Here is a 20987-nt window from a genome sequence, read left to right on the forward strand (position 1 = left end):
GAAGCGAGGAAGCAATCTCAGCCGCATATGTTCAGGATTGCTTCGCTTGCGCTCGCAATGACCAAAGGCGGAGCGATCCCGATCCCGATTTGGATTTTTGGATAAGGTGCAAATGGTTCTGCTGAAAAAAAGAAACAATATCTTTTATTACCTGCTGCTCTGGGCGCCCTATATCGCCGTCTACCAGGTGACCAACCGGTTTCATATCATTGAGCCCCGGTATCTTGAGTTTTCCGTTATTGACAGGCTGATTCCCTTTTTACACTGGATGGTGCCGGTCTATGTGAGTTATCTGGCCTATGTGTTTTTCTTTATTTACCGGTGCAAAGACGATCCAGACCTGACCCGGATCTTTTTGCTCTCCCACTTTCAGCTGGTTTTCTGCGCCCTGTTTTTCGTGTTTTTTCCGGTGGCCTTTCCCGTGGACCTGTTTTACGGCCGGCACCAGGGCATGGATGTTTTTGCCGCGTTCTGGCGCTGGTTTGACGCGCCTGCCAACTGTTTTCCCAGCCTGCACGCGGCCAACAGCCTGCTGGTGATCTACCTGGTGTCAAAAAGTCCGGTGTGGACGGGATGGGCAAAACGGGCCATGATGGTCTGGGGAGGGCTGGTGGTTTTTTCCACAATGGCCTGCAAGCAGCATTATGCCATTGATATTGCGGCGGGCTTTGGCGTGTTTGTCTTTACCCTGCTGATTGAGCCCTATGTGGAGCGGTACCTTCAACGGGCATCTGGTGCATCTACTCACTGATGATGCCGGGCACCATGCCGGTCTGGCCCCCTTCAAAAAAGCGCCAGTACCAGTCTTTAAAATAGGCGGTTTCGGTGTCATTGGCCGCGGCCCCGGGTTCGGCGCTGATGCCCAGGGTGTGCAGGCCGATCTCTGGAATATACTCGGTGTCAAAATTGTATTCATTATAATAAGCGGGCTCGCCATCATGAGGGGGGTACTCTTTCACGGTCAGAAACGTGGCCGAGTATACGTGGGTGTTGTCGCCTTCCAGGTCTTTGCCTTTTTCCACCAGCTTGATGTCGGTGTTGCCGCCGCACCCTGATCCACCATAAGGGTTGGGCACCAGTTTGCTGGTGTAGCCGCCTTCGGTGGGGAAATTGGGCTCATTGGTGTTCTGAATGCCCAGTCCGTCCCACACCGCCTGGGTAAAATAGCCCGGGTTATTGAGCCATTTTACCGGGTAGGCCAGATAGTTTTCAGCAGTAGATGCCGGGTAAGCATTGCGGTTGCCGTCCTTGCGGCTGTTTCCGGCCTGGGCCGTGTTGCCGGCGGCGGTGTTGGATCCGAAAAAGGCGGAGACCGCGTTGACCCGTTCTACACCGCCGGTTCCGGTGGACGGGTTACAGTCCAGGTCCCCTTCTATTTCAAATATCTGCAGCCCCACGGTGGCCCACTCCTTTAAATAGAGCCGGTAGTTCAGGTCCCGCTTGTCTGCGGAGCTGCTGCTGCCGGGAAACACAATATAGGCGGCATTGGCCACGGGCTTTGGTCCGCCGGCGTCAAAGGCCGTGGCCGGATCCATGATCGTCAGCGCGCCGGGCAGGCCCAGGACTTCCACGCCGTTAATGGTGTAAGTTTTGAACAGGCCATAGGGATCGGTGAGTTTCCAGGCGGTTCTGGTGTAACTGGGTATTTGACCGGCGATGGGGCCGTCATACCAGGGCGCGCTTGAGCTTGGGGGGCCGGTGACCTTGAGGGAGGATGTCTCGTTAGCCCAGCTCCAAAAACCATCCAAGATAAGGCCCAGATCCCCGAAATCCGATGTCCGTGTGAGAGATTTTCCTCCGAAATTATCGTGTTCATAAAGGGTGAGGGTATATCCGGATGTCACCCGTACAGACTGCACATCGTCATTGTTCATGCCCCGGTCTTGGCATGCTGCAAGATTGAACTCCCCTCCGGGAAAACCGGCTTCATCGCCGCCGTAATATCTGTTGCTATAGACTCGTGCCCTGATGGTGTTGTCGTACTGGTAGAGTGTACATTTTTCAACAGCCACCAGGGGCATGTAGGACAGCCATTCAAAGGGGGAATACCCTTCGGACACGCTGCCGCCGCAGCCGGTGCTTAAGGGGCTGCCATCAGCATTGGTGCTCTGGTCCTTCTGCCAGAAGATCAGGTAGGGAATGCCGTCCAGGGGTTTGTTATCGTTCCAGATGGTGGGGGTAAAATCCGAATCCGGGCAGGTGGAGGTATAGGTAAATGCGCTGTTGCTGCCATGGTCGGCAAACAGGTTGTCAGATATGTCGTCATCCTCGCTTTTCCACGTGGTCTGCCCGCAACCGCTGTCCGTGCTGTGCTGGGTGCGTCCGGCAATACCCCGCATAAAAGACATGCCGTAATAGGTGGACTGGCCGGGGTGGGGACCGACCTGGCGCAGCCGGAAGGCGATGCCCGGCATGTAGCAGCCCGGGTGATTGACAAAATTAGGGGCCAGATCATCTTCTGTTTCCGTGAACTTGACCTTTACCTGGGTTTCGTAGGACATTCGTTTATCGGACCGAAGCCAGAGCTCCTTTAAAAAGTCGCTGCCCCCGGTCATGTCGGAAAATTCCCAATCCTGGGCCGCCACGCTCTCCTGTTGCAGGGTGGGGTTGTTGCTTTCAATAAACGAGTAGGTGCCGTCCGTGGTGACCACCTTCAGGGCGTTGTCTTCAAGGGTGTGGGTGCCCAGCACGGAATCGACGGACTGCTCGCCGGGCGTGGTGTTGGCGATCATGCGCATGATGTCCACCGTGTCCAGGGGCTGGCTTAACGTCAACTGAACGGCGGTCTCCTGGCTGGTATTCCGGGCCACCATGCCCCGGGAGGTGATGGACGCGTACCGGCCCAGCACCACCGGCGTATCGGCGGCAATATCCACGCCGCCGTCGGGCAGGGGCTCTTTGCCCGGCACGTTGCGCAGCCCCTGCAACGTGGTGCCGTTAAGCCGGTCGTAGACCAGGTCGATCCGGTCGTCATGACTGCCGTCTTTGTCCGCGTCGGCCATCAGGGATACTACGCCCCGGGCCGCTGGAAAAAAGCCGGCAAATCCGTCATCCTTCAGACTGATCTGGGAGGCGGTAGGGGCCTCGCCCAGGTTGGAGGCCCTGATATTGGAGGCGTCCGACCTCACGGAAGCCACTGGCAGCACATATTCGTCGGGATCCACGCTTCCGGCAAGGCCGCCGGTTATGGTATAGGTGATGGTGCCGGTTCCTGTATTGATGGCCGACACCGTGGCATTGACCACGGTCCGGTCACCGATGCCGGTGTCGTAAACTTCCATTCGGTCGGAAAGCCCGCCGCCGGGTACCGTTATCTCATTTAATTTACCCGGAAACCCGTCGCCATAGGCGAGAAGCGTGGTGCCGGGCGCACCGTTGTCCGGGTCAAAGAAAAAGCATCGCGCCCCCAGGTTAAACGCCTCGCCCGTGGATACGGAAAAAGCGCCGTCGCCTTCGGTGGAGGAGAGAGCGCTGATAAAATTGGCGCTGTTATCCTGGTTGGCCATGAACTGGCTGACGGCATACCGCAGGCCGGATTCGGCCAGGTAGTAGGCCTTTTCGCCCAGGGCGCTGTGCACGTTGCCGTGCTGGGATGTGGTGAGTATGGAGACGGCCCCGGCCCCCAGCAGGGCCACCACCATGATGGTGATCACCAGGCTCAGCAGAATGCTGCCGGCCGTTCGAAACCGGCGGGACAGAGGTGTCCGTGCCGTGGCGTCGCGCAGTAGTAAAAAGGTAAACAGGCGGGCGAAAATCCACGCGGCTACGGCCAGGGCCAGCAGGCCTGCCGGAAACCATGTCCAGAAAAAGAGCAGGGCCACCACCGGCACGGTCAGCCACCTTAAGAAGGGTATGGCGCCGGGATGTGCGGTGAGCCAGGGGGTGACTGCCGACCCGGTCAAATAGTAGGCGGAAGTGATTTTTTTGCCTGCAAGGGGAATGGCGGCAAGCCCGTTGTCCCTGAAGCCCCGGAACAGGGACCAGAGGACCGGGCTGTTCGGATAGAGGGCCTCCAGCAGGCAGATGCCCTGGGCGGAAGGGGTGCCGGCGCCTGACGGGGTGTAGGCCCGGCTGGGGGTGTATGTATTTCTGGGCAGAATCCGTTCGGAAAAGGCGACCGACACCCCCTGGTCACCTGCCATGGTCAGGCTCACATCCACGATGGCCAGCTCGCCGACGGGGTCGGTGGCAGGGTTCCAGGGATTGTTGTCTTCATCCTCTTTAAAATATTGGAATTGAAAGGCGGATATTCCTTCCATCAATGGAGCGCTGGTTGTGCCGTTGCCCAGGGAGAGGGTGGTGCCGCTGTAGGAGAAGATCTCCGTGACGGGGGCCTGGTTGCTGTCCAGCCGGGAGAGGGAAAGGGTTGTGGTGTTGGTAGCGGCGCTGTTTACGCCCATGAGGTTTCGAACGCTTTTACGAATGCGGGTGAGCACAAAGTCGCTTTTCTGGGCCAGTTCGCCGGCTTCACGGGTCTGAACAAAACCTCTGGCCACCTGGACCACGCCCAGGCCGGCCATCCCCATCAGGATGGCGGCGATCAAAAGGGAGACCACCACTTCGATCAGGGTGAATCCTTTTTCGAATCGGCGGCGGTCATGTGGGTGTCGTCTTCGCATGGTTAATTTCCCGACCAGAAGATGGAGACAAGGCTTGGTCCGCCACCATCGGGCGTCAGTGTGATCTTGAGGAAATCCTCGTTGCTTCGCGTTCCCGTGTTGCCGGTCCCGGTAAACGGTGGTCCGCTAAACCAGCCCAGCGTCACATCAAATGGGGCAAAGGCCTCGCCGTCGGTCTGGTCCGCCACATAGTCCAGGGCGTCATCTTCCCCGGTCTGGGCCACGGCCAGGTGAATCCGGCTGTTGTAGGCCGCAGTCAGGCCGTCCATGGCCTGGGTGAGCTGGTGCAGGGTGCCCACGCTGGTGACCTGCTCTCCACCCCGGATAAACACCGAATGCATGTAGGTGATCAAAAGGGAGCCCAGCACCGCGGCGGTGACAATGGAGACGATCACCTCTATCAGGGTAAACCCGTGCTGTCTGGTTTGGTGTATCATCGAATATAGCCCGTGGGTTCTATGGTGATGGTGCCGCCGGAAAATGGCAGTGTGTGGGCGGGTACGGTTGTGATCGGCGTCCCGCCGCTGTCCGTGGGCCGGCCCCAGCCGTCAAAAAAAACGTTGATGTTCGTTCCGAATCCGTCAGGCAGGTCAACGACCGGCTCACCTTCCCCTGGAAACACGGCACTGGTATCGGTGCCGGCGGCATCTCGTTTGTATAACCGATAGGCGCCTGAATCAAAATCGATCCACCATGTGGCATCCGAGTTCATTGACGCGTTTCTGGCATATCGCAGATGGGAGGTGATCTTGCCCATCAGGGCCGCGTTTTGGGCATCGGCATTGGCATTGACGTAGCGGGAAATCACCACGGTGGAGACAATGCCCAGCACCAGCAGCACCACAACGATTTCCAGCAGGGTAAATCCCGATGATTTTTTTGAAGGTGATAACCGCATGGCGTGATTTTCCATTCCGCAGGGGAGTGTCTGTCTGTCTGACGGACAGCATACGCTTTTAAGGGATAAAAAGTCAAGCGACTTCAGGCACATCTTGAAAGGCCCGGCCGGGTCCGGAAGGGGTGGCCCGCCTGACCATGCGCCTATGGGCATCGGGAAAAGGTCGAGTTTTTCACTTGACCTTGCCTATGGCATCATGTATGAAATTCGTTTGATCAATTAGAAGGCTTATCCAGAGAAAACCGATCGGTTGAGAAGGTAAAACCGTTTAAGGAAAGGATAAAACAGTATGGAACCAATCATTGCACCTGCGGATTTTTCGCTTTTCGGCTTCATTCCCACGGTGATCTTTTCGTTTCTGATCCCGGTAGTGGGCGTGGGGTGCTTTGCCTACATCATGGCAAGGCGCGTGGCCCCGCTGGTCAAGGCGGCGCCGGATAACCGGTTCGACCAGATTCCCCAGCGGATTATCGCCGTGATCAAGCTGTGGCTGCTCCAGTGGCGCCAGCCCCGCTACATGGTGGCCGGCGTGCTTCACATCATGATTTTTGCGGGCTTTCTGGTGCTCTCCATCCGCTCCACCCAGCTGGTGATCCTGGGGGTGTCGTCAAATTTTGCGATTCCCGGATTTGACACCATCATCGGCGACATTTACAACGTGTTCAAGGACTATGCCGCCACCATGGTGCTGGTGGCCTGTATCATCGCCGCCTACCGGCGCGCTATTGTCAAGCCGGCCCGTTACGCGGTGCCTGAAAAATACGGCCACGACCACACCGCTGAGGCCATTTTTGTTCTGGGCCTGATCTCCACCCTGATGATCTCCGAAAGCCTGTTTGAAGCCAGTGAGCTGGCCGCGTCCGGCCATGAAAAGTTTCTGGCGCCCCTGTCTCTTGTCTGGTTCGAGCACCTCCTGCTCTCCGGGGCCTCCCAGGGCACACTGCAGGCCATTCATATCGCCGCCTACTACGTGCATGACATCACCTTTTTCTTCTTCCTCTGCTTTCTGCCCATGGGCAAGCATTTCCACGTTATCACCTCGGTGTTCAACGTCTTTTTCATGCGAATGAAAAAGGGCAACACCAAGCCGGTGCGCCACGATATCACCGACGCGCAGCTCGACGACCTGGAGTCCTTCGGCGTCAAGAAGATAGAGGATTTTACCTGGAAGCACATGCTGGACTTTTACTCCTGCGCGGACTGCGGCCGCTGCTCCGACCAGTGCCCGGCCAATACCGTGGGCCGGCCCCTGTCTCCCCGGTTTATCACCATCAAGGGCCGGGACAAGCTGTTTGCCAACTATCCGCTGCGGGGCGCCTTTGCCGAGAGCAAGCCCCTGATCGGTGACATCTACGAAGAGGACGAAATCTGGTCCTGCACCACCTGCGGCGCCTGCGAACAGGAGTGCCCCCTGGGCATCGAATACATCGACAAGATCGTGGACCTGAGACGGGCCATGGTGGACGAGGGCATGGTGCCCCAGTCCCTGCAGAAGCCCCTTTCCGCCCTGGAAAAGCGGGGCAATGCCTGGGGCAAGATGGAAAAGAAGCGGGCCGAGTGGGCACAGGAAGAGGCGTTTGCGGCCCAGTGCCAGGTGAAGATTCTCGACGGGAAAAAAGAGACCGCCGATACGCTCTATTTTGTGGACAGTATTTCTTCTTATGACGACAGGATGCAGGACCTGGCCCGGGCCACGGCCCGAATTCTTTGCGCGGCGGGAACCGATTTTGGTGTGTTGGGCAAGGAGGAAAAGGACAGCGGCAACGAGGTGCGGCGGTTCGGCGAGGAGATGCTGTTCCAGTCTTTGAAAGAGCACAACATTGAGGCCATTCTCAATTCCGGCGCAAAGCATATTGTTACCGCCGATCCCCATGCCTTTAACGCCATCAAGAACGACTACCACAACGATGAACTTCCCGACATTGAGCATCTTGCCCAGTACGTGGCCCGGAAAATAAAGTCCGGTGAAATCCGGCTCAAGGACGTGGAGGATTCAAGCAAAGTCTATACCTATCATGATCCCTGTTATCTGGGCCGGCATAATGAAGTTTATGACGATCCCCGGGATGCCATGGATGCCATTCCAGGGCTCAAGCGGGTGGAGATGATCAAGAGTCGGGACCGCTCTTTCTGCTGCAGCGGTGGCGGTCTGATGCTGTTCTACGAGCCCGAGGAGGAAGAGCGCATGGCCGTTCTGCGGGTGAAGATGGCGGCCGAGGCCGGGGCCAACGTGATTGTCACGGCCTGCCCCTTCTGCCTGGTGAACATGGAGGATGCCATCAAGGTGGCCCAGATGGAAGACACGATGGAGGCGATCGATTTTTCCGAGCTGATTGCCCGTCATCTGGATGCTTAAAAGAGAGAACAGGAAAAACCTTTAACATAGGGTAAGGGCAAACATAACTCGAAATAACGTTGGGAGGATGAACATGGAAATTTTAGTTTGTGTCAAACGTGTGCCCGACACCGAAGAGAACGAGATTGTCATCAACAGCGCCGGCAACGACATTGAGCGCGATGATCTTGTTTATTCGGTCAATGAGTGGGACAACTATGCGGTTGAGGAAGCGATTCAGATCGTGGACAAGGTGGGCGGCTCTGTAACGGTCGTCACGGTCGGTGATGATGAGTCCGAAGAGGTGTTGAGAAGAGAGATGGCCATGGGCGCTGAAAAGGGCATCCTGGTCAGCGACGACGCCTTTGAAGGAGCCGACGGCAAGGGGATCGCTACCGCGCTCAAAGGCGTGGTGGAAAAGGAGAAGTATGACCTGATTCTCACCGGCGCCCAGGCCGATGACGGCGCGGCCCAGGTGGGTGGCATGCTGGCCGCCATGCTGGATCTGCCCTATGCCTCCCTGGTCAACAAGATCGAGGTGATGGACGGCAAGCTCAAGGTGGGCCGGGAGATCGAAGGCGGCAACCAGGAGATGAGCGAGATTGAGATGCCCTGCGTCCTCTCTATTCAGACCGGTATCAACGAGCCTCGTTATGTGGGTATTCGCGGTATTCGGAAAGTGGCCTCCGTTGAGATCCCCACTTTCAGCGCGTCGGATCTGGGTGTTTCCGCGGCGGCGCCGGCCTTGAAAAAGGTCGACTACTTTGTGCCTGAAATGGGCGAGGGTGCGGAAATGCTGGAAGGCAGCGTGGAAGAGATGGCGGAGAAACTGGTTGAACTTCTTAAAGCCAAAGGAGGACTCAAATAATGGCCCAGATTTTTGCATATATCGCACATAAGGATGGAGTGGCGGATGACACCGCTTTAGAGCTGGTGACCGCGGCCAAGGCTATTGACGCCGGCGCCGATGTGACTGCTATTGTTGTGGGATCCGGCGTGGATGCGGTTTGCGACGCAGTGGCCGCCTCTTACAAGAATGTATGGAAGATCGACAAGGCCGACGTGGCCTACCCCAATGCCGAAATCATCCGGGCCATGCTGGTGAAGATATTGCCGGGTGACGCTATTCTGCTGATGGCCCATGATACGTTCGGCATGGACCTGGGACCGGGCCTTTCGATTAAAATGGACGCGCCCTTTGCTCCGGATGTGGTGGGCATCGACGGCGTGGACGGTTCGACGTTGAAGATGGTCCGCCAGGAGTTTGGCGGCCAGGTCAGCACCCACGTGGCCTGCGACATCGCCGCCGGCGCGGTGATTATGGTACGGGCCGGTGCTTTTACAGCGAACGAGAGCAAGGGCGCCGGCGGCGCCGTGACGGACAAAACCGCCGATGCCGGTGACGTGACCGCCAAACGCAAGTTCCTGGAAGTGGTGGAAGCCGAAGCCGGCGATGTGGACATCACCAAGTCCGAGGTGCTGGTCTCCATCGGCCGGGGCATTGAGGAAGAGGATAATATCGAGATCGCCCGCGAGCTGGCCGAAGCCATGGGCGCGGACCTCTCCTGTTCACGGCCCATCGTGGATGCCAAGTGGCTGGAAAAGTCCCGCCAGGTGGGAACCTCCGGCCAGACCGTCAAGCCCAAGGTCTACATGGCCATGGGTATCAGCGGCTCGTTCCAGCACCTGGGCGGCATCAAGGGCAATCCCTTTATCGTGGCGGTCAACAAGAACGCCAAGGCCCCGATTTTCCAGGTGGCCGATATCGGTATTGTGGCTGATATCCTGGAGTTTATGCCGGAGCTGACCGAAAAGGTGAAATCAGCGTAACCGGTTTTTTCGTACGGCAGTAAAATTTAAGCGGCGGCGGGGGCAACCCCACCGCCGCTTTTGTTTGTGTGGGGCAGGGTTCAAGGGGCACTAACTCAACCAGGGTTTGATGGAAGCCCGATCCCGGTAGGTTTCCGCGATGGTTTTGAAGGTGTCTTCGATGGCGAAAAAGGCATCCACGATATCGGGATCAAAGTGGATGCCCCGGTCGTTTAAAAGGATGGTTCTGGCCTTGTCGTGGGGGTAGGCTTTTTTGTAAACGCGGTCGGTGGTCAGGGCGTCATACACGTCCACCAGGGCCACGATACGGGCCGACAGAGGAATGCTTTTGCCGGCAAGACCGGCCGGATACCCCTGGCCGTTCCACTTTTCATGGTGATAATAGGCGATCTCTTTTCCCATGGTCAGAAACGATTTGCCCCGTATCTGGGCTTCGGCCTCCTTGATGGCGTCGCCGCCCAGGGAGGCATGCTGCTTGATAATTTCAAACTCATCCGGATCCAGCCGGGCCGGCTTGAGAAGAATGGCGTCGGGAATGGCCACCTTGCCGATATCGTGAAGAATAGAAGAAAGGTAGAGTGTTTCTACATATTCATCGGTGATGTAATCCCTGTATTCGGGCAGCTGGGCCACCTGCCGGGTGAGGGCCTTGCTGTATTCCCGAATTCGCTCCAGGTGGCCACCGGTGGACTTGTCCCGGTATTCAGCCAGCTTAGCCAGGCCCATGATGGTGACCTCACGGGTGTTTTTGAGGTTATCGTAGGAGTGGCGGAGCTGGTCTTCCAGCTGCCTGCGCTGGGTGATATCGCGCAGCATCAGCTGCATGCCCAGAATCTGGTCCTCGTTTTTGATACACCGGGCATTGCACTCCACGTGCAGGGCATTGCCGTCTCTGTCCTTTACCCTGAACTGGAAATCGGTGATCACCTCCTGCCCGGGCAGTTCGGCCAGCAGCTCTTTTTCCATCCGGTCCAGGTCCTCCGGGTGGATAAAGGAATGGCAGGCGGCAACGGTTTTTTCCGGGGAGATGCCTGTGGTGGTATAAAACAGGGGGTTTGCGATCAGGATACGATGCTCGGTATCCAGGACCAGCACCATGTCGAGCATATTCTCAAACAGGCTCTTATACCGCAGCATGGATGTTTTGAGTTCCGTGTTGATAGAGGAGATGGTGGTCCGCAGATTACTGATATATCCGCCCACAATGGAGAACCAGGGCAGCACGGTGGCCAGGATGATCCAGTTCATGATTTCAAGGGGAAGGACCATTTTCTCCGGCCGGTGGTAGTAGAGCATGAGAATGATAAATCCGTAACCGGAGAGGGTGAGCAGGGTCATCAGCAGGAAATCCCGGACTTTCAGCTGAAACACGCCGAACACGAAGATGACAAGGTAGAAGGGAATCAGGATGGTCCGGTGCAGGTCGGTGTAAAAGGTCACGCCCAGCAGCAGCCCCAGGGCCACCATGATCTGGAGCAGGGTGAGGCTGGGGTCGGCAAACCGTTTGTTGATGCCGGTGCGCAGGACGGTGAATACGGCGATGTTGTAAACCGCGCAGAAGAGGGTCAGGGCGAGGGATGGACCCAGGGGGAGGCTGAATTGGCCCTGGAAGAAAAAATAGTACAAAAGGCCGATGCAGATGCCGTAGGAGGCGGCGGCCATGAAAAACCGCTGAAGCCGAAGGGTTTGTTCCGGGTCGTTTTTGGGAAACAGAATCGACATCGGTCAGCCCGCCTTTCGCGCCAGGTCCCGGACTTGATCGTCGCAGGCGCAAAAGGCGTCCACCACGTCAGGGTCAAAATGCCGGCCCTTTTCCGCCACGATGATGGCCCTGGCCGCCTCGTGAGGAATGGCGTCCTTGTATACGCGGCGGGTGGTCAGGGCGTCATACACGTCGGCCAGCGCCACGATTCTGGCGGCCAGGGGAATCTCCTCCCCGGCCAGCCCCATGGGATAGCCGGAGCCGTCCCACCGCTCGTGATGACAGTAAGCTATGATTTTGCCGAGATTTAAAAATGACTCCCCCTGAATCAGTCCTTCCGTCTTTTCAATGGCCTCTCCCCCCAGAAGAGCGTGCTGTTTGATGATTTCAAATTCCTCGCTGGTGAGCGGGCCGGGCTTGAAAAGAATGGTGTCGGGCATGCCCACCTTGCCGATATCGTGAAGCACTGAGGATACGGAGATATCGTTGATGTAACGGTCGGTGATATGATCGGCGTAATTGGGCAGGGTGGCCAGCTGGGTGGCCAGAATCCGGGTGTATCCCCGAATTCGTTCCAGGTGGTCTCCGGTGTTTTTGTCCCTGAATTCGGTGAGCTTGGCCAGCCCCAGGATGGTGAAGGACTTTGCCTGTTCCAGCTCCTTGTAAGAATCGGCGATCTGTGTTTTCAACTTTCGGGTGATTCTCATGTCCCGCAGGGTCATCAGCAGGCCGGTGACATCGCCTGCTTCCCCTACAAAGCTGGTTTTGCATTCCATTTCCCGGACCTGTTCATCTCTGTCGATGATTTTCAGGTAAGCCATGCTCGTCCGGTCTGCCCGGTCGACTGCCCCCAGTTGTCGCTGCCATGCCAGACGGTCTTCAGGATGGAGCAGGTCGACAAAGGGATACCGGCTCAGGTTGCGGACATCCTGAATGCCGACAATGGCCAGAAACGCCGCGTTGGCCGTTAGAATGCGGCCCTGGAGGTCCAGCAGCACCGACGCATCGGTCATGTTGTCGTGCAGCCCCCGGTAACGGGCCTCCGATGTTTTCAGTTGCCGGTGGGTGGCATAGCTTCTTTTGCGAAGCCGGCTCACGTCGCCGCACAGCACGGCAAAACAGGGGAGAATGGCTACCAGGGCCACCCAGTACATCAGTTCGGTCTGCAGGTGGATCGGCCGGCCGGGGGAAAAGGCCAGCAGCAGGATGACCAGGCCGTGGCCGGCGGCGGCGAAAATCGTCAGTATCAGGAACTGGTGCACCTGGAGATAAAAGGTGCCAAAAAGAAAGATGAGCAGGTAGCCGGTAAGGATCAGGCCCTTTAGTTCGATGGCGACATAGGTCAGGGCCATGAGCAGGGCAATGGCCGTGATCACCTGGGCAAGGGTGAGGCTGGGGTCGTTGAGCCGGGTATTGAGGCCCGTGGAGATGACCACGTAGAAGGCGATGTTGACCGTCAGGGCCGCTGCCAGAAGAGTGTAAAGAAGGATCGGGGTGATATCCAGAATGTGGCTCTGCTGAACGTATACCAGCAGCATGCCGATAATCAGATAAGAGGCGGCGCTCATCAGGAAATGGCGTTTCCGTATTCGCTGTGCCGCCGCTGTGGCCCCCGTGGGTTCAGGCATCATGCTCGTCGCCGGTCCGAAGTTGAGAAGTCATTAGAGATTGACGCTTCTGCTGCCTTATGATCCTATAAACGAAGAAGGTTCCAGGGTCAAGAAGAAAATCATTCTCCAGAAGCTTTGTTGACGGTAGCAAGAACAGGCGCAGCGGGCGGTTGTTCGGTTTACGGTCGGCGGTCAGGACCGGCTCATGCCATCTACTGGTATACCGAAGCCAACCCCGGCAACCGTATATAGTGCCTTGACAGTCAAAGGGATACGGCTTATTTTAATGCTATAACATTTTGAAAGGTCAAGATTTTGGTTGTCTCAACTATATAAGCGAGGTGAACGGAGCAATGGCGGAAACCGATTACTACAAGATTCTGGGTGTGGAGAAAAACGCCACTGACGAGGAGATTAAAAAGGCCTATCGAAAGCTGGCGATGAAATATCACCCGGACCATAGCAAGGGCGATAAGAAAGCGGCGGAAGAAAAATTTAAAAAGATCAGTGAAGCCTACGCCGTGCTCAAGGATAAGGAAAAGAGGAAACAGTACGATACATACGGCGCCAATGGTTTTCATGAGCGGTACTCCCAGGAGGATATTTTCCGGGGGTTTGATTTTTCCGATATTCTAAAGGAATTCGGTTTTGGCGGGGGCGGTGGCTTTTTCTCCGGCGGCGGCCGGGGAGGTGGTGCCCGCTTTTCTTTCGACGGTGGTTCTCCCTTTGGCGGCGGCGGCCCCCGGCAGACGGCCGCAGTAAAGGGGGAGGACGTAGTGTACGAGCTTCCCGTTACGATTCAGGAGGTCGTCTCCGGCACCACCAAGGCGGTTTCCCTTCGTCATGGCGGCGGCACCGAAACTGTCAACGTGAAAATTCCAAAGGGTATGGTGTCCGGCAAGAAGATACGGCTTGCCGGAAAGGGCCAACCCAGCCGGTTTGGCGGTCCTTCAGGGGATATGTATATTCAGGCAAAGCTGGTCAAGGACCCGGTGTTCGAAGTGGACGGCTACGACCTCTATATGACCACAGGCGTCAAACTCACTGACGCCTTGAAGGGAACCCGGATCACGGTGGCCGGGGTGGACGGCAAAGACCTGAACCTGCGGGTGCCGCCGGGCACCCGGCACAAAAGCAAGCTGCGGCTTGCCGGGCAGGGGATTCCCCACATGAGGGGCGCGGGCCGGGGCGACCTGTACGTTGAAATTCAGGTGGAGATGCCGTCCAAATTGACCGATCAGCAGAAACAGCTGGTCGAAGCCCTTGCCGAAACCGGTCTGTAAGGCATAATAACTCAAAGATATTGACAAATCCTTTTGTTCAGAGTAAGGAAAATAAAAAAGAGGGTGTGTTACAGGTCGCCGCGCCCGAGAACAGAAAGACAAATGTCGATGCCTGAACTGGTTCCCGTACTGTCGGCGCAGCAGGTTGAAGAGATCGTGGTTGCTCTTGGGCAAAGGATTTCATCGGATTTTGGGGAGAAGGGGGGCGTTGCCGTCTGTGTGCTCAAGGGGGCCTTTGTTTTTTTTGCCGACCTCATTCGAACCCTCACCATACCGGTTGAAGTGGACTTTGTGGGTGTTGCCAGTTATGGCGCGCAGACAGAATCTTCCGGCAATATTGAGTTAACAAAGCCGATTGAGTCTGATATAACAGGCAGACAGGTGCTGGTGGTGGAAGACATTGTGGATACCGGCGCCACAGCGCGGTTTTTGCTGGATTATCTGGGTGGGTTTGAACCGGCTCGAATAAACCTGTGCGCCTTTTTGGATAAACGGGAACGACGGAACCATGCCGTGCGGGTAGATTACAGCGGCCATGTTGTCAGGGACGGTTTTCTTGTGGGGTACGGACTGGACTGGAACGGGTGCTATCGGAATCTGAAGGGGATCCATCGCCTGGAACAAAACAACCCCTGAACCAAACAAAACACGAGGATATGGAATGATCATTACCTGCGAACAGTGCGGTGTCAATTTTAAGCTGGATGACAGTCTTATAAAACCCCAGGGGTCAAAGGTACGATGTTCAAAGTGCAAGCACGTTTTTCGGGCCTACCCCCCGCCCCCGGAGCCTGCGCCTGTTCAGCCGCCGCCGGCGAAAAAGTCGCCGAAGCCCACGGCAGAACCGGCACCGGAAGCGCCGGTAAAAGCATCCAAACCTGAAGCAAAGCCCCCCCCGCCTGAGACCAAAGAGGTGTCTGATTTTTCCCTGGACGAAGAGGACCATGGGCCTGAGCCGGACGAGGATCTGGATCTGGGATTGGACGAGGACCTGGACCTGGGAGAGGATCTGGACCTGGGGTTGGACGAGGATCTCGACCTGGGTCCGGGCGAGGATCTGGATTTGGGGCTGGAAGAGGATGCCGGGGCCGGGGCATCTGACGTATCCGCCGCATCGGACGATTTCGAACTCTCCATTGACGATGACGAGGACCACGGGCTTGACGATGATGACGCCGATACATCCGACGAAGCTGATGAAGGGGATCTGGACCTGGACTTTGATGAAACCGGTGAGGACAAAGCGGCCGACGACCAGGAGGAGGATTTCGGCCTGGCCCTGGACGACGACGAAGACCAGCCCGTGGCGGATGATGAGGATGAGGCAGATCTGGCCCTGGATTTTGATGACGATGACCTGGGGTTGGGAAGTGATGATCTTGAACTGGATGAACTGGAGGACGTCAGCGAGGCGACCCCCACGGCAAGCTCCGATGATTTTGAACTTGAACTGGATGATGACGACGCGCCACCCGAGGAGGATCTCGACTTTTCTGAGGTAGACAGCCTGCTGGAGGGCGATGATGACACATCGGTGGCCGACACCGTGGAGCTTTCCGCCGATGAACTGAACCTGGACCTGGACGACGATATCGATGGTGCCGATCCCATTGAGCAGCAGGAGATCGACCTGGCCGACCTGGAGCAGACCATTGAAATGGAGCTGCTGGAGCCCGAAGACGAGGATGAGGAGGAGCAGGAGGAACCCGAAGACGTGGAACTGGCCCTGTCCGATGAGGGGCAGGACATGGATGACGATATTGATTTTTCCGATGCCGACGAGGATGATTTTTCCGATATAGAGCAGATGCTGGCATCGGACGAGGACCAGGAAGACGGCGAACCGGCGGCGGCAGCGATGGAGACGGATGAAGCCGGGGCAGTGGCTGCTGATAAGAAGAAGGCCAAAAAAGACAAGAAGGCCAAAAAACCGGAAAAAGCAAAGAAAGAAAAGAAAAAGAAGGAAAAGAAGGAAAAAACGGTTTCTGCCGGGGCAACCGGCGTTGGCAGGCGTGTACTGAAGGTGATCCTGGTGGTGCTGCTGGTGCTGGTCCTTATCGCCGGACTGACCGTGGGTGCTTATTTCCTGGCTTCCAGCATGGGGGTCAGTGTGCCGCCCATGGACAAGCTCCCGCTTATTGGGACCCTGCTGGGAAAGGGGAGCACGTCCATCGCCGGAACCGAGGTGGTGGTGGTTAAAAGCTCACTGCAGAACAATTTTGTCACCAATACCCATGCGGGCAAACTGCTGATCATCACCGGTTCCGTTACCAACAAGTCCTCCGCGCCGCGGCGGTTCGTCAAAGTGACGGCATCCCTTGCTTCCCAGGGCACCCCCCTTGCCCGGGAGGTGTCGGCCTACTGCGGCAATATATTGGCCTTTGAGGAGTTGTCCGAGCAGCCCATGGACGCCATTCAACAGCGGCTGGCCAACCCCTCCGGGGACAACAACCAGAACGCCAATATTCGGGCCGGGGCAACAGTCCCGTTTATGATCGTCATTTCCGATCTGCCGCCGGACCTGGTCGGATATGAGGTCCAGGTCACGGAAGCATCCCCGATGGCCTGATGCGGTCCAAACACGATTTCTGCTTGACTAACCGGTCCGAAGCTGGTAGTGAGTTTCTTCCCGTTGTGGTGGGCGGCCGCCGGCGGGATGCCGCTTTTTTGTACCATGTGGCGATGTAGCTCAGCTGGTTAGAGCATACGGCTCATATCCGTAGTGTCCGGGGTTCAAGTCCCTGCATCGCCACCACTTGATCACGCAGGGCTCTTTTGGACGGGACGTCAAAAAGAGCCTTTTTGTTTTACAGGTGAGGTATCGTGTTTCCTGGTTTTGAAAAGATAGTCGAACAGCGGATTGAAAGAGCCCGGCGGGAAGGCGCCTTTGACAACCTGCCCGGCACCGGCAAACCCCTGGCGCTGGAGGACGACAGGCATATCCCCGAGGATCTCCGGCTGGCCTACAAGATACTCAAAAACGCCGGATGCCTGCCGCCCGAGATTGAGCTGCGCAAGGAGATCTGCCGGACCGAGGATCTGCTGGCCGGTGAGACCGACGTAAAAGAGCAGTACCGGCTGACCAGGCGGCTTAACCTTCTCATTACCAGGGCCAACATGATGCGCGGCAGGCATGTGGCCCTGGAAATACCCCAGCAATACCTTGGCCGGTTCAATGAGCGTATGCGGACCGGGGCGGATGTGTGAGCTGAAAAAGGGACAGACGGACGATGAGCAAGTTGACGGTTGCATTGATCTGCGGCGGTGTCTCCTCGGAGCGGGACGTGTCTCTGGCCGGTGGAAAGATGATTCAGGCGGCCCTGGACCCGGCCCGGTACCGCGTGCTTCGATATGATTCCAGAACCGACCTGGCCCGGCTGGTGCAGGAAGCGCCGGGCATTGACACCGCCTTTGTCAACCTGCACGGCGTGCATGGAGAAGACGGCACCATTCAGGGGCTCCTGGATTTGCTGGGTGTCCCCTACCAGTGTTCCGGCGTGCTGGGCAGCGCCCTTGCCATGAATAAGCTCGCGGCCAAGCGGGTTTATCAGCAGGCCGGCCTGCCGGTGCCGCCCTATCGGGTGGTTTCTGAAAACCGGGACGCCGATGGGTCTTTTCTTGACGCCCATGCCGACGCGCTGGGGTTTCCCCTGGTGGTCAAGCCCGCCTGCGGCGGTTCGAGCATCGGCATGTCCATTGTAAAACAGGTTTCCGAACTGGCCCCGGCCGTGGACAAGGCCCTGGCCCATGGGCCGGATGTGCTGCTGGAGGCCTATATCCAGGGCCGGGAACTCACCGGCGGCGTGATCGGCAATGACGATCCCGAGCCGTTGCCGGTGGTGGAAATCATTCCCGGTGACGGGTATGGTTTTTTTGATTACGAGGCCAAGTACACGCCCGGCGCCACCTCGGAGATATGCCCGGCCCCTGTGCCCGAGGACCTTTCCGCCAGGGTGCGGGACTACGCGTGCCGGGCCCACAGTGCTTTGTTCTGCAAGGGCTACAGCCGGACCGACATGATCGCCACTGACACGGACCTGTTTGTTCTTGAAACCAACACCATTCCGGGGATGGGCCCCACCAGCCTGCTGCCCCTGGCGGCAAAAGCGGCGGGCATGGCTTTCGGTGATCTGCTGGACCGGCTGATCAGCCTGAGCCTGGAAAAGCGCTGATCCGAACATATCATGAGTCGTCCGGGGGCGTTTCCGGACAGACACGCATATTTGAATCAAACAAAGGAGATCCATCATGAAGGTCCTGGTGATCGGCAGCGGCGGCCGGGAACACGCTCTGGTCTGGAAAATCGCCCAGAGCCCCAAAGTAGACAAGATTTTCTGCGCTCCGGGCAACGCGGGCATCGCTCCATTGGCGGCGTCTGTGCCCATCAAGGCGGATGACGTGGACGGGCTGCTGGAGTTTGCCGCCGAAGAGCAGATCGACCTGACCGTTGTCGGCCCCGAGGCGCCTCTGTCTCTTGGCATTGTGGACCGGTTCGAGGCGGCGGGCCTGAAGGTTTTCGGGGCCGGCCGGGACGCGGCCCGGCTGGAGACCAGCAAGGGTTACGCCAAGGAGATCCTGCTCAAGTACAACATTCCCACGGCCAGGGGGCGTTGTTTTGATGATTATGACGAGGCCCTGGCCTACCTGAAGGAACTGGGCGGCGCCGTGGTGGTAAAGGCCGATGGTCTGGCCGCGGGCAAGGGCGTTTTTGTGTGCAACAGCGAAAAGCAGGCCGCGGATGCCCTCAGGCAGATTATGAAAGACCGGCTTTTCGGGGACGCCGGAAACCGGGTGGTGATAGAGGAACGTCTCGAGGGAGAGGAGGCCTCTTTTATTGCGCTCACCGACGGGGAAACCGTGTTGCCGATGCCCTGTTCCCAGGATCACAAGGCCGTGGGTGACGGCGACACCGGTCCCAACACCGGCGGCATGGGTGCCTATTCCCCGGCGCCGGTGGTGGATGAATACCTTCACAGAAAGATCATGGAGACCGTCATGGTGGCCACGGTCAAGGCCATGGCCGCTGAGGGGGTTCGCTACAGGGGGGTGCTCTATGCCGGGCTGATGATCTCCGGTGGCAACGTGCGCGTGCTGGAATTCAACGCCCGTTTCGGCGATCCCGAGGCCCAGCCCCTGCTGATGCGCGTGAAAAACGACATTGTTCCCGTATTGGAGGCGGTGTGTGAAAACCGGCTTCATGAGCATACCCTGGAAATTGACGACCGGGCCGCCGTCTGCGTGGTCATGGCATCCGGCGGGTATCCCGGGGCCTATAAAAAAGGCATGGCCATTTCCGGGCTGTCCAACGTCAACCGCATGAAGGACGTGGTGGCCTTTCACGCCGGCACCCGGGCCAAAGGCAAAAAGGTGGTCACCGACGGGGGGCGGGTCCTGGGTGTCACCGCGCTGGGCAAAACCGTGGAGGACGCCATTCGGCGGGCCTACGAGGCAGTGGCGAAAATCTCCTGGGAAGGGGCCTATCACCGGAATGACATCGGCCACAAGGCCCTTAAGCGGCTGGTGGAAAAGCCCAGGGTCTCCATTCTCATGGGCAGCGACTCGGACCTGAAAATCATGGAGGAGGCGGCCGGTGTGCTTCAAAAATTCGGGGTGGCCTACGAGATGACCGTGGCGTCGGCCCACCGGACCCCGGCCCGGGTGGAAAAGATTGTTTCCACGGCCAGAGAGCGCGGCATTCAGGTGTTTATCGCCGGTGCCGGCATGGCGGCCCATCTGGCCGGCGTGATTGCCTCTCACACCACCCTGCCGGTGATCGGCGTCCCCATTGATGCTTCCCCATTAAACGGCCTGGACGCTCTGCTGTCAACGGTCCAGATGCCGCCGGGCGTGCCGGTGGCAACCGTGGCCGTGGGCAAGGCCGGCGCAAAAAACGCCGGTTTCCTGGCCATTCAGATTATGGCGGTGTCAGACGAGACTTTGGCGGCGGCACTGTCGGCCCACAAGAAGGACATGGCGGCCGATGTTGAAAAAAAGGCCCAACAGCTTGGCCGATTACAGGCATAACATTCAGCCGATTGACCCGGTTCAACCCGATTCGGCCCTGATCGACCGGGCCTGTGGCCTGCTGAATGCCGGCGGTGTGTTGGTTTTTCCAACGGTCACGCTTTACGGCCTGGCCGCTGATGCCTGGAACCGGTCCGCTGTGGAAAAGGTGCGGCAGATCAAGGGCCGTCCGGATGACAAGCCCATTTTAATTCTCATTCCGGACGCTGCTGCGGCAGCCGGACTGGTGACAACTGTGCCGGCCGGGGCCGAACAGCTCATGGACCGGTTCTGGCCGGGAAACGTGACCCTGGTGTTTGAAGCATCGGCCAGGGTGCCATCTCACCTGATCTCCCCGTCCGGCACCATCGGTCTGCGCGTTCCCTCTCATCCTGTTGCTCATGCCCTGGTGGTCCGGCTGGGCCGGCCTGTTACCGGCACCAGCGCCAACCGGTCCGGCAGCCCGGCGTGCGGCCGCGTAGCAGACCTGGATGTCGACATTGTAAGGCTTGCGGACATGGTGCTGGATGCCGGCGTCCTTGGCGGCGGGGTGGGTTCCACCGTGGTGGACGTGACAATGAATCCGCCGAAGGTGCTTCGGGAGGGCACGGTCCGGGCAGCCGATATCCTGAAGGCTGCGGGCACGGTCCGGTAAACCGCCGGCCGGTGTATTGACAAGGAGGATGTAATCTCATATAAATTCTGCC

The 20987-nt window shown here is 58.0% G+C and carries 16 protein-coding genes and 1 tRNA gene; 12 read left to right on the forward strand and 5 right to left on the reverse strand.

Annotated elements, in window-relative coordinates; all coding sequences use genetic code 11:
* Positions 1-112: 112 nt before the first annotated feature.
* Positions 113-751 carry a phosphatase PAP2 family protein gene (locus tag DOLE_RS07260; protein WP_012174833.1) on the forward strand — a complete coding sequence of 213 codons (639 nt, stop codon included), beginning with the start codon at positions 113-115 and terminating at the stop codon, positions 749-751.
* Here DOLE_RS07260 and DOLE_RS07265 read toward each other — a convergent pair.
* The 3 genes from DOLE_RS07265 to DOLE_RS17235 are packed head-to-tail and all read right to left on the reverse strand — an operon-like array spanning position 741 to position 5517.
* Positions 741-4619 carry a prepilin-type N-terminal cleavage/methylation domain-containing protein gene (locus DOLE_RS07265; RefSeq protein ID WP_012174834.1) on the reverse strand — a complete coding sequence of 1293 codons (3879 nt, stop codon included), beginning with the start codon at positions 4617-4619 and terminating at the stop codon, positions 741-743. The genes DOLE_RS07260 and DOLE_RS07265 overlap by 11 nt on opposite strands.
* A 2-nt stretch (positions 4620-4621) precedes the next feature.
* Positions 4622-5056: a type II secretion system protein gene (locus DOLE_RS07270; RefSeq protein ID WP_012174835.1), complete on the reverse strand. Its 435-nt coding sequence runs from the start codon at positions 5054-5056 to the stop codon at positions 4622-4624.
* The gene (locus tag DOLE_RS17235; protein WP_052294272.1) at positions 5053-5517 is read right to left on the reverse strand and encodes a prepilin-type N-terminal cleavage/methylation domain-containing protein; all 465 of its coding nucleotides are present in this window, start codon (positions 5515-5517) and stop codon (positions 5053-5055) included. The genes DOLE_RS07270 and DOLE_RS17235 overlap by 4 nt, the downstream gene beginning before the upstream one ends.
* A 289-nt stretch (positions 5518-5806) precedes the next feature.
* Between DOLE_RS17235 and DOLE_RS07280 the strand changes: the two genes are divergently transcribed.
* The 3 genes from DOLE_RS07280 to DOLE_RS07290 all read left to right on the forward strand — a co-directional run bounded on the left by DOLE_RS07280 (position 5807) and on the right by DOLE_RS07290 (position 9682).
* The gene (locus tag DOLE_RS07280; protein ID WP_012174837.1) at positions 5807-7873 is read left to right on the forward strand and encodes a (Fe-S)-binding protein; all 2067 of its coding nucleotides are present in this window, start codon (positions 5807-5809) and stop codon (positions 7871-7873) included.
* Positions 7874-7946: 73 nt separating this feature from the next.
* Entirely contained in the window at positions 7947-8720 is a 774-nt protein-coding gene (locus DOLE_RS07285; protein WP_012174838.1) for an electron transfer flavoprotein subunit beta/FixA family protein, read from the forward strand.
* Entirely contained in the window at positions 8720-9682 is a 963-nt protein-coding gene (locus DOLE_RS07290; protein ID WP_012174839.1) for an electron transfer flavoprotein subunit alpha/FixB family protein, read from the forward strand. Before DOLE_RS07285 ends, DOLE_RS07290 begins: the two co-directional genes overlap by 1 nt.
* 90 nt (positions 9683-9772) lie before the next feature.
* On the opposite strand, the gene DOLE_RS17240 is transcribed toward DOLE_RS07290, so the two are convergent.
* On the reverse strand, positions 9773-11404 hold the full coding sequence (locus tag DOLE_RS17240; protein ID WP_012174840.1) for an HD domain-containing phosphohydrolase: 1632 nt from the start codon (positions 11402-11404) through the stop codon (positions 9773-9775).
* A 3-nt stretch (positions 11405-11407) separates the two neighbouring features.
* On the reverse strand, positions 11408-13015 hold the full coding sequence (locus DOLE_RS17245; protein ID WP_012174841.1) for an HD-GYP domain-containing protein: 1608 nt from the start codon (positions 13013-13015) through the stop codon (positions 11408-11410).
* A gap of 332 nt (positions 13016-13347) precedes the next feature.
* On the opposite strand from DOLE_RS17245, the gene DOLE_RS07305 reads away from it, so the two are divergent.
* The 8 genes from DOLE_RS07305 (at position 13348) to DOLE_RS07345 (ending at position 20935) form a co-directional block, all read left to right on the forward strand.
* Positions 13348-14277 carry a DnaJ C-terminal domain-containing protein gene (locus DOLE_RS07305; protein ID WP_012174842.1) on the forward strand — a complete coding sequence of 310 codons (930 nt, stop codon included), beginning with the start codon at positions 13348-13350 and terminating at the stop codon, positions 14275-14277.
* Positions 14278-14379: 102 nt separating this feature from the next.
* A complete protein-coding gene (gene hpt, locus DOLE_RS07310) occupies positions 14380-14913 on the forward strand; it encodes a hypoxanthine phosphoribosyltransferase (protein ID WP_012174843.1) in 534 nt (177 codons plus the stop codon).
* A gap of 25 nt (positions 14914-14938) precedes the next feature.
* Positions 14939-16846, forward strand: coding sequence for a DUF3426 domain-containing protein (locus tag DOLE_RS17250; RefSeq protein ID WP_012174844.1), 1908 nt, complete (start codon positions 14939-14941; stop codon positions 16844-16846).
* 109 nt (positions 16847-16955) lie between these two features.
* Positions 16956-17032, forward strand: a tRNA-Met gene (locus DOLE_RS07325).
* A gap of 68 nt (positions 17033-17100) precedes the next feature.
* The gene (locus tag DOLE_RS07330; RefSeq protein WP_012174845.1) at positions 17101-17484 is read left to right on the forward strand and encodes a DnaJ family domain-containing protein; all 384 of its coding nucleotides are present in this window, start codon (positions 17101-17103) and stop codon (positions 17482-17484) included.
* A 23-nt stretch (positions 17485-17507) separates the two neighbouring features.
* Positions 17508-18449 carry a D-alanine--D-alanine ligase family protein gene (locus tag DOLE_RS07335; protein WP_012174846.1) on the forward strand — a complete coding sequence of 314 codons (942 nt, stop codon included), beginning with the start codon at positions 17508-17510 and terminating at the stop codon, positions 18447-18449.
* Between the two features lie 76 nt (positions 18450-18525).
* The gene (purD, locus tag DOLE_RS07340; protein ID WP_012174847.1) at positions 18526-20301 is read left to right on the forward strand and encodes a phosphoribosylamine--glycine ligase; all 1776 of its coding nucleotides are present in this window, start codon (positions 18526-18528) and stop codon (positions 20299-20301) included.
* Positions 20258-20935: an L-threonylcarbamoyladenylate synthase gene (locus DOLE_RS07345; RefSeq protein WP_012174848.1), complete on the forward strand. Its 678-nt coding sequence runs from the start codon at positions 20258-20260 to the stop codon at positions 20933-20935. Before purD ends, DOLE_RS07345 begins: the two co-directional genes overlap by 44 nt.
* Positions 20936-20987 lie beyond the last annotated feature (52 nt).

The organism is Desulfosudis oleivorans Hxd3 (assembly GCF_000018405.1).
Taxonomy (GTDB): domain Bacteria; phylum Desulfobacterota; class Desulfobacteria; order Desulfobacterales; family Desulfosudaceae; genus Desulfosudis; species Desulfosudis oleivorans.

What these genes read in the sequence shown, in the direction of transcription:
- DOLE_RS07260 (WP_012174833.1), top strand. Translation starts at nt 113, where the DNA reads ATGGTTCTGCTGAAAAAAAGAAACAATATCTTTTATTACCTGCTGCTC.
- DOLE_RS07265 (WP_012174834.1), bottom strand. Translation starts at nt 4,619, where the DNA reads ATGCGAAGACGACACCCACATGACCGCCGCCGATTCGAAAAAGGATTC.
- DOLE_RS07270 (WP_012174835.1), bottom strand. Translation starts at nt 5,056, where the DNA reads ATGATACACCAAACCAGACAGCACGGGTTTACCCTGATAGAGGTGATC.
- DOLE_RS17235 (WP_052294272.1), bottom strand. Translation starts at nt 5,517, where the DNA reads ATGCGGTTATCACCTTCAAAAAAATCATCGGGATTTACCCTGCTGGAA.
- DOLE_RS07280 (WP_012174837.1), top strand. Translation starts at nt 5,807, where the DNA reads ATGGAACCAATCATTGCACCTGCGGATTTTTCGCTTTTCGGCTTCATT.
- DOLE_RS07285 (WP_012174838.1), top strand. Translation starts at nt 7,947, where the DNA reads ATGGAAATTTTAGTTTGTGTCAAACGTGTGCCCGACACCGAAGAGAAC.
- DOLE_RS07290 (WP_012174839.1), top strand. Translation starts at nt 8,720, where the DNA reads ATGGCCCAGATTTTTGCATATATCGCACATAAGGATGGAGTGGCGGAT.
- DOLE_RS17240 (WP_012174840.1), bottom strand. Translation starts at nt 11,404, where the DNA reads ATGTCGATTCTGTTTCCCAAAAACGACCCGGAACAAACCCTTCGGCTT.
- DOLE_RS17245 (WP_012174841.1), bottom strand. Translation starts at nt 13,015, where the DNA reads ATGATGCCTGAACCCACGGGGGCCACAGCGGCGGCACAGCGAATACGG.
- DOLE_RS07305 (WP_012174842.1), top strand. Translation starts at nt 13,348, where the DNA reads ATGGCGGAAACCGATTACTACAAGATTCTGGGTGTGGAGAAAAACGCC.
- hpt (WP_012174843.1), top strand. Translation starts at nt 14,380, where the DNA reads ATGTCGATGCCTGAACTGGTTCCCGTACTGTCGGCGCAGCAGGTTGAA.
- DOLE_RS17250 (WP_012174844.1), top strand. Translation starts at nt 14,939, where the DNA reads ATGATCATTACCTGCGAACAGTGCGGTGTCAATTTTAAGCTGGATGAC.
- DOLE_RS07335 (WP_012174846.1), top strand. Translation starts at nt 17,508, where the DNA reads ATGAGCAAGTTGACGGTTGCATTGATCTGCGGCGGTGTCTCCTCGGAG.
- purD (WP_012174847.1), top strand. Translation starts at nt 18,526, where the DNA reads ATGAAGGTCCTGGTGATCGGCAGCGGCGGCCGGGAACACGCTCTGGTC.
- DOLE_RS07345 (WP_012174848.1), top strand. Translation starts at nt 20,258, where the DNA reads ATGTTGAAAAAAAGGCCCAACAGCTTGGCCGATTACAGGCATAACATT.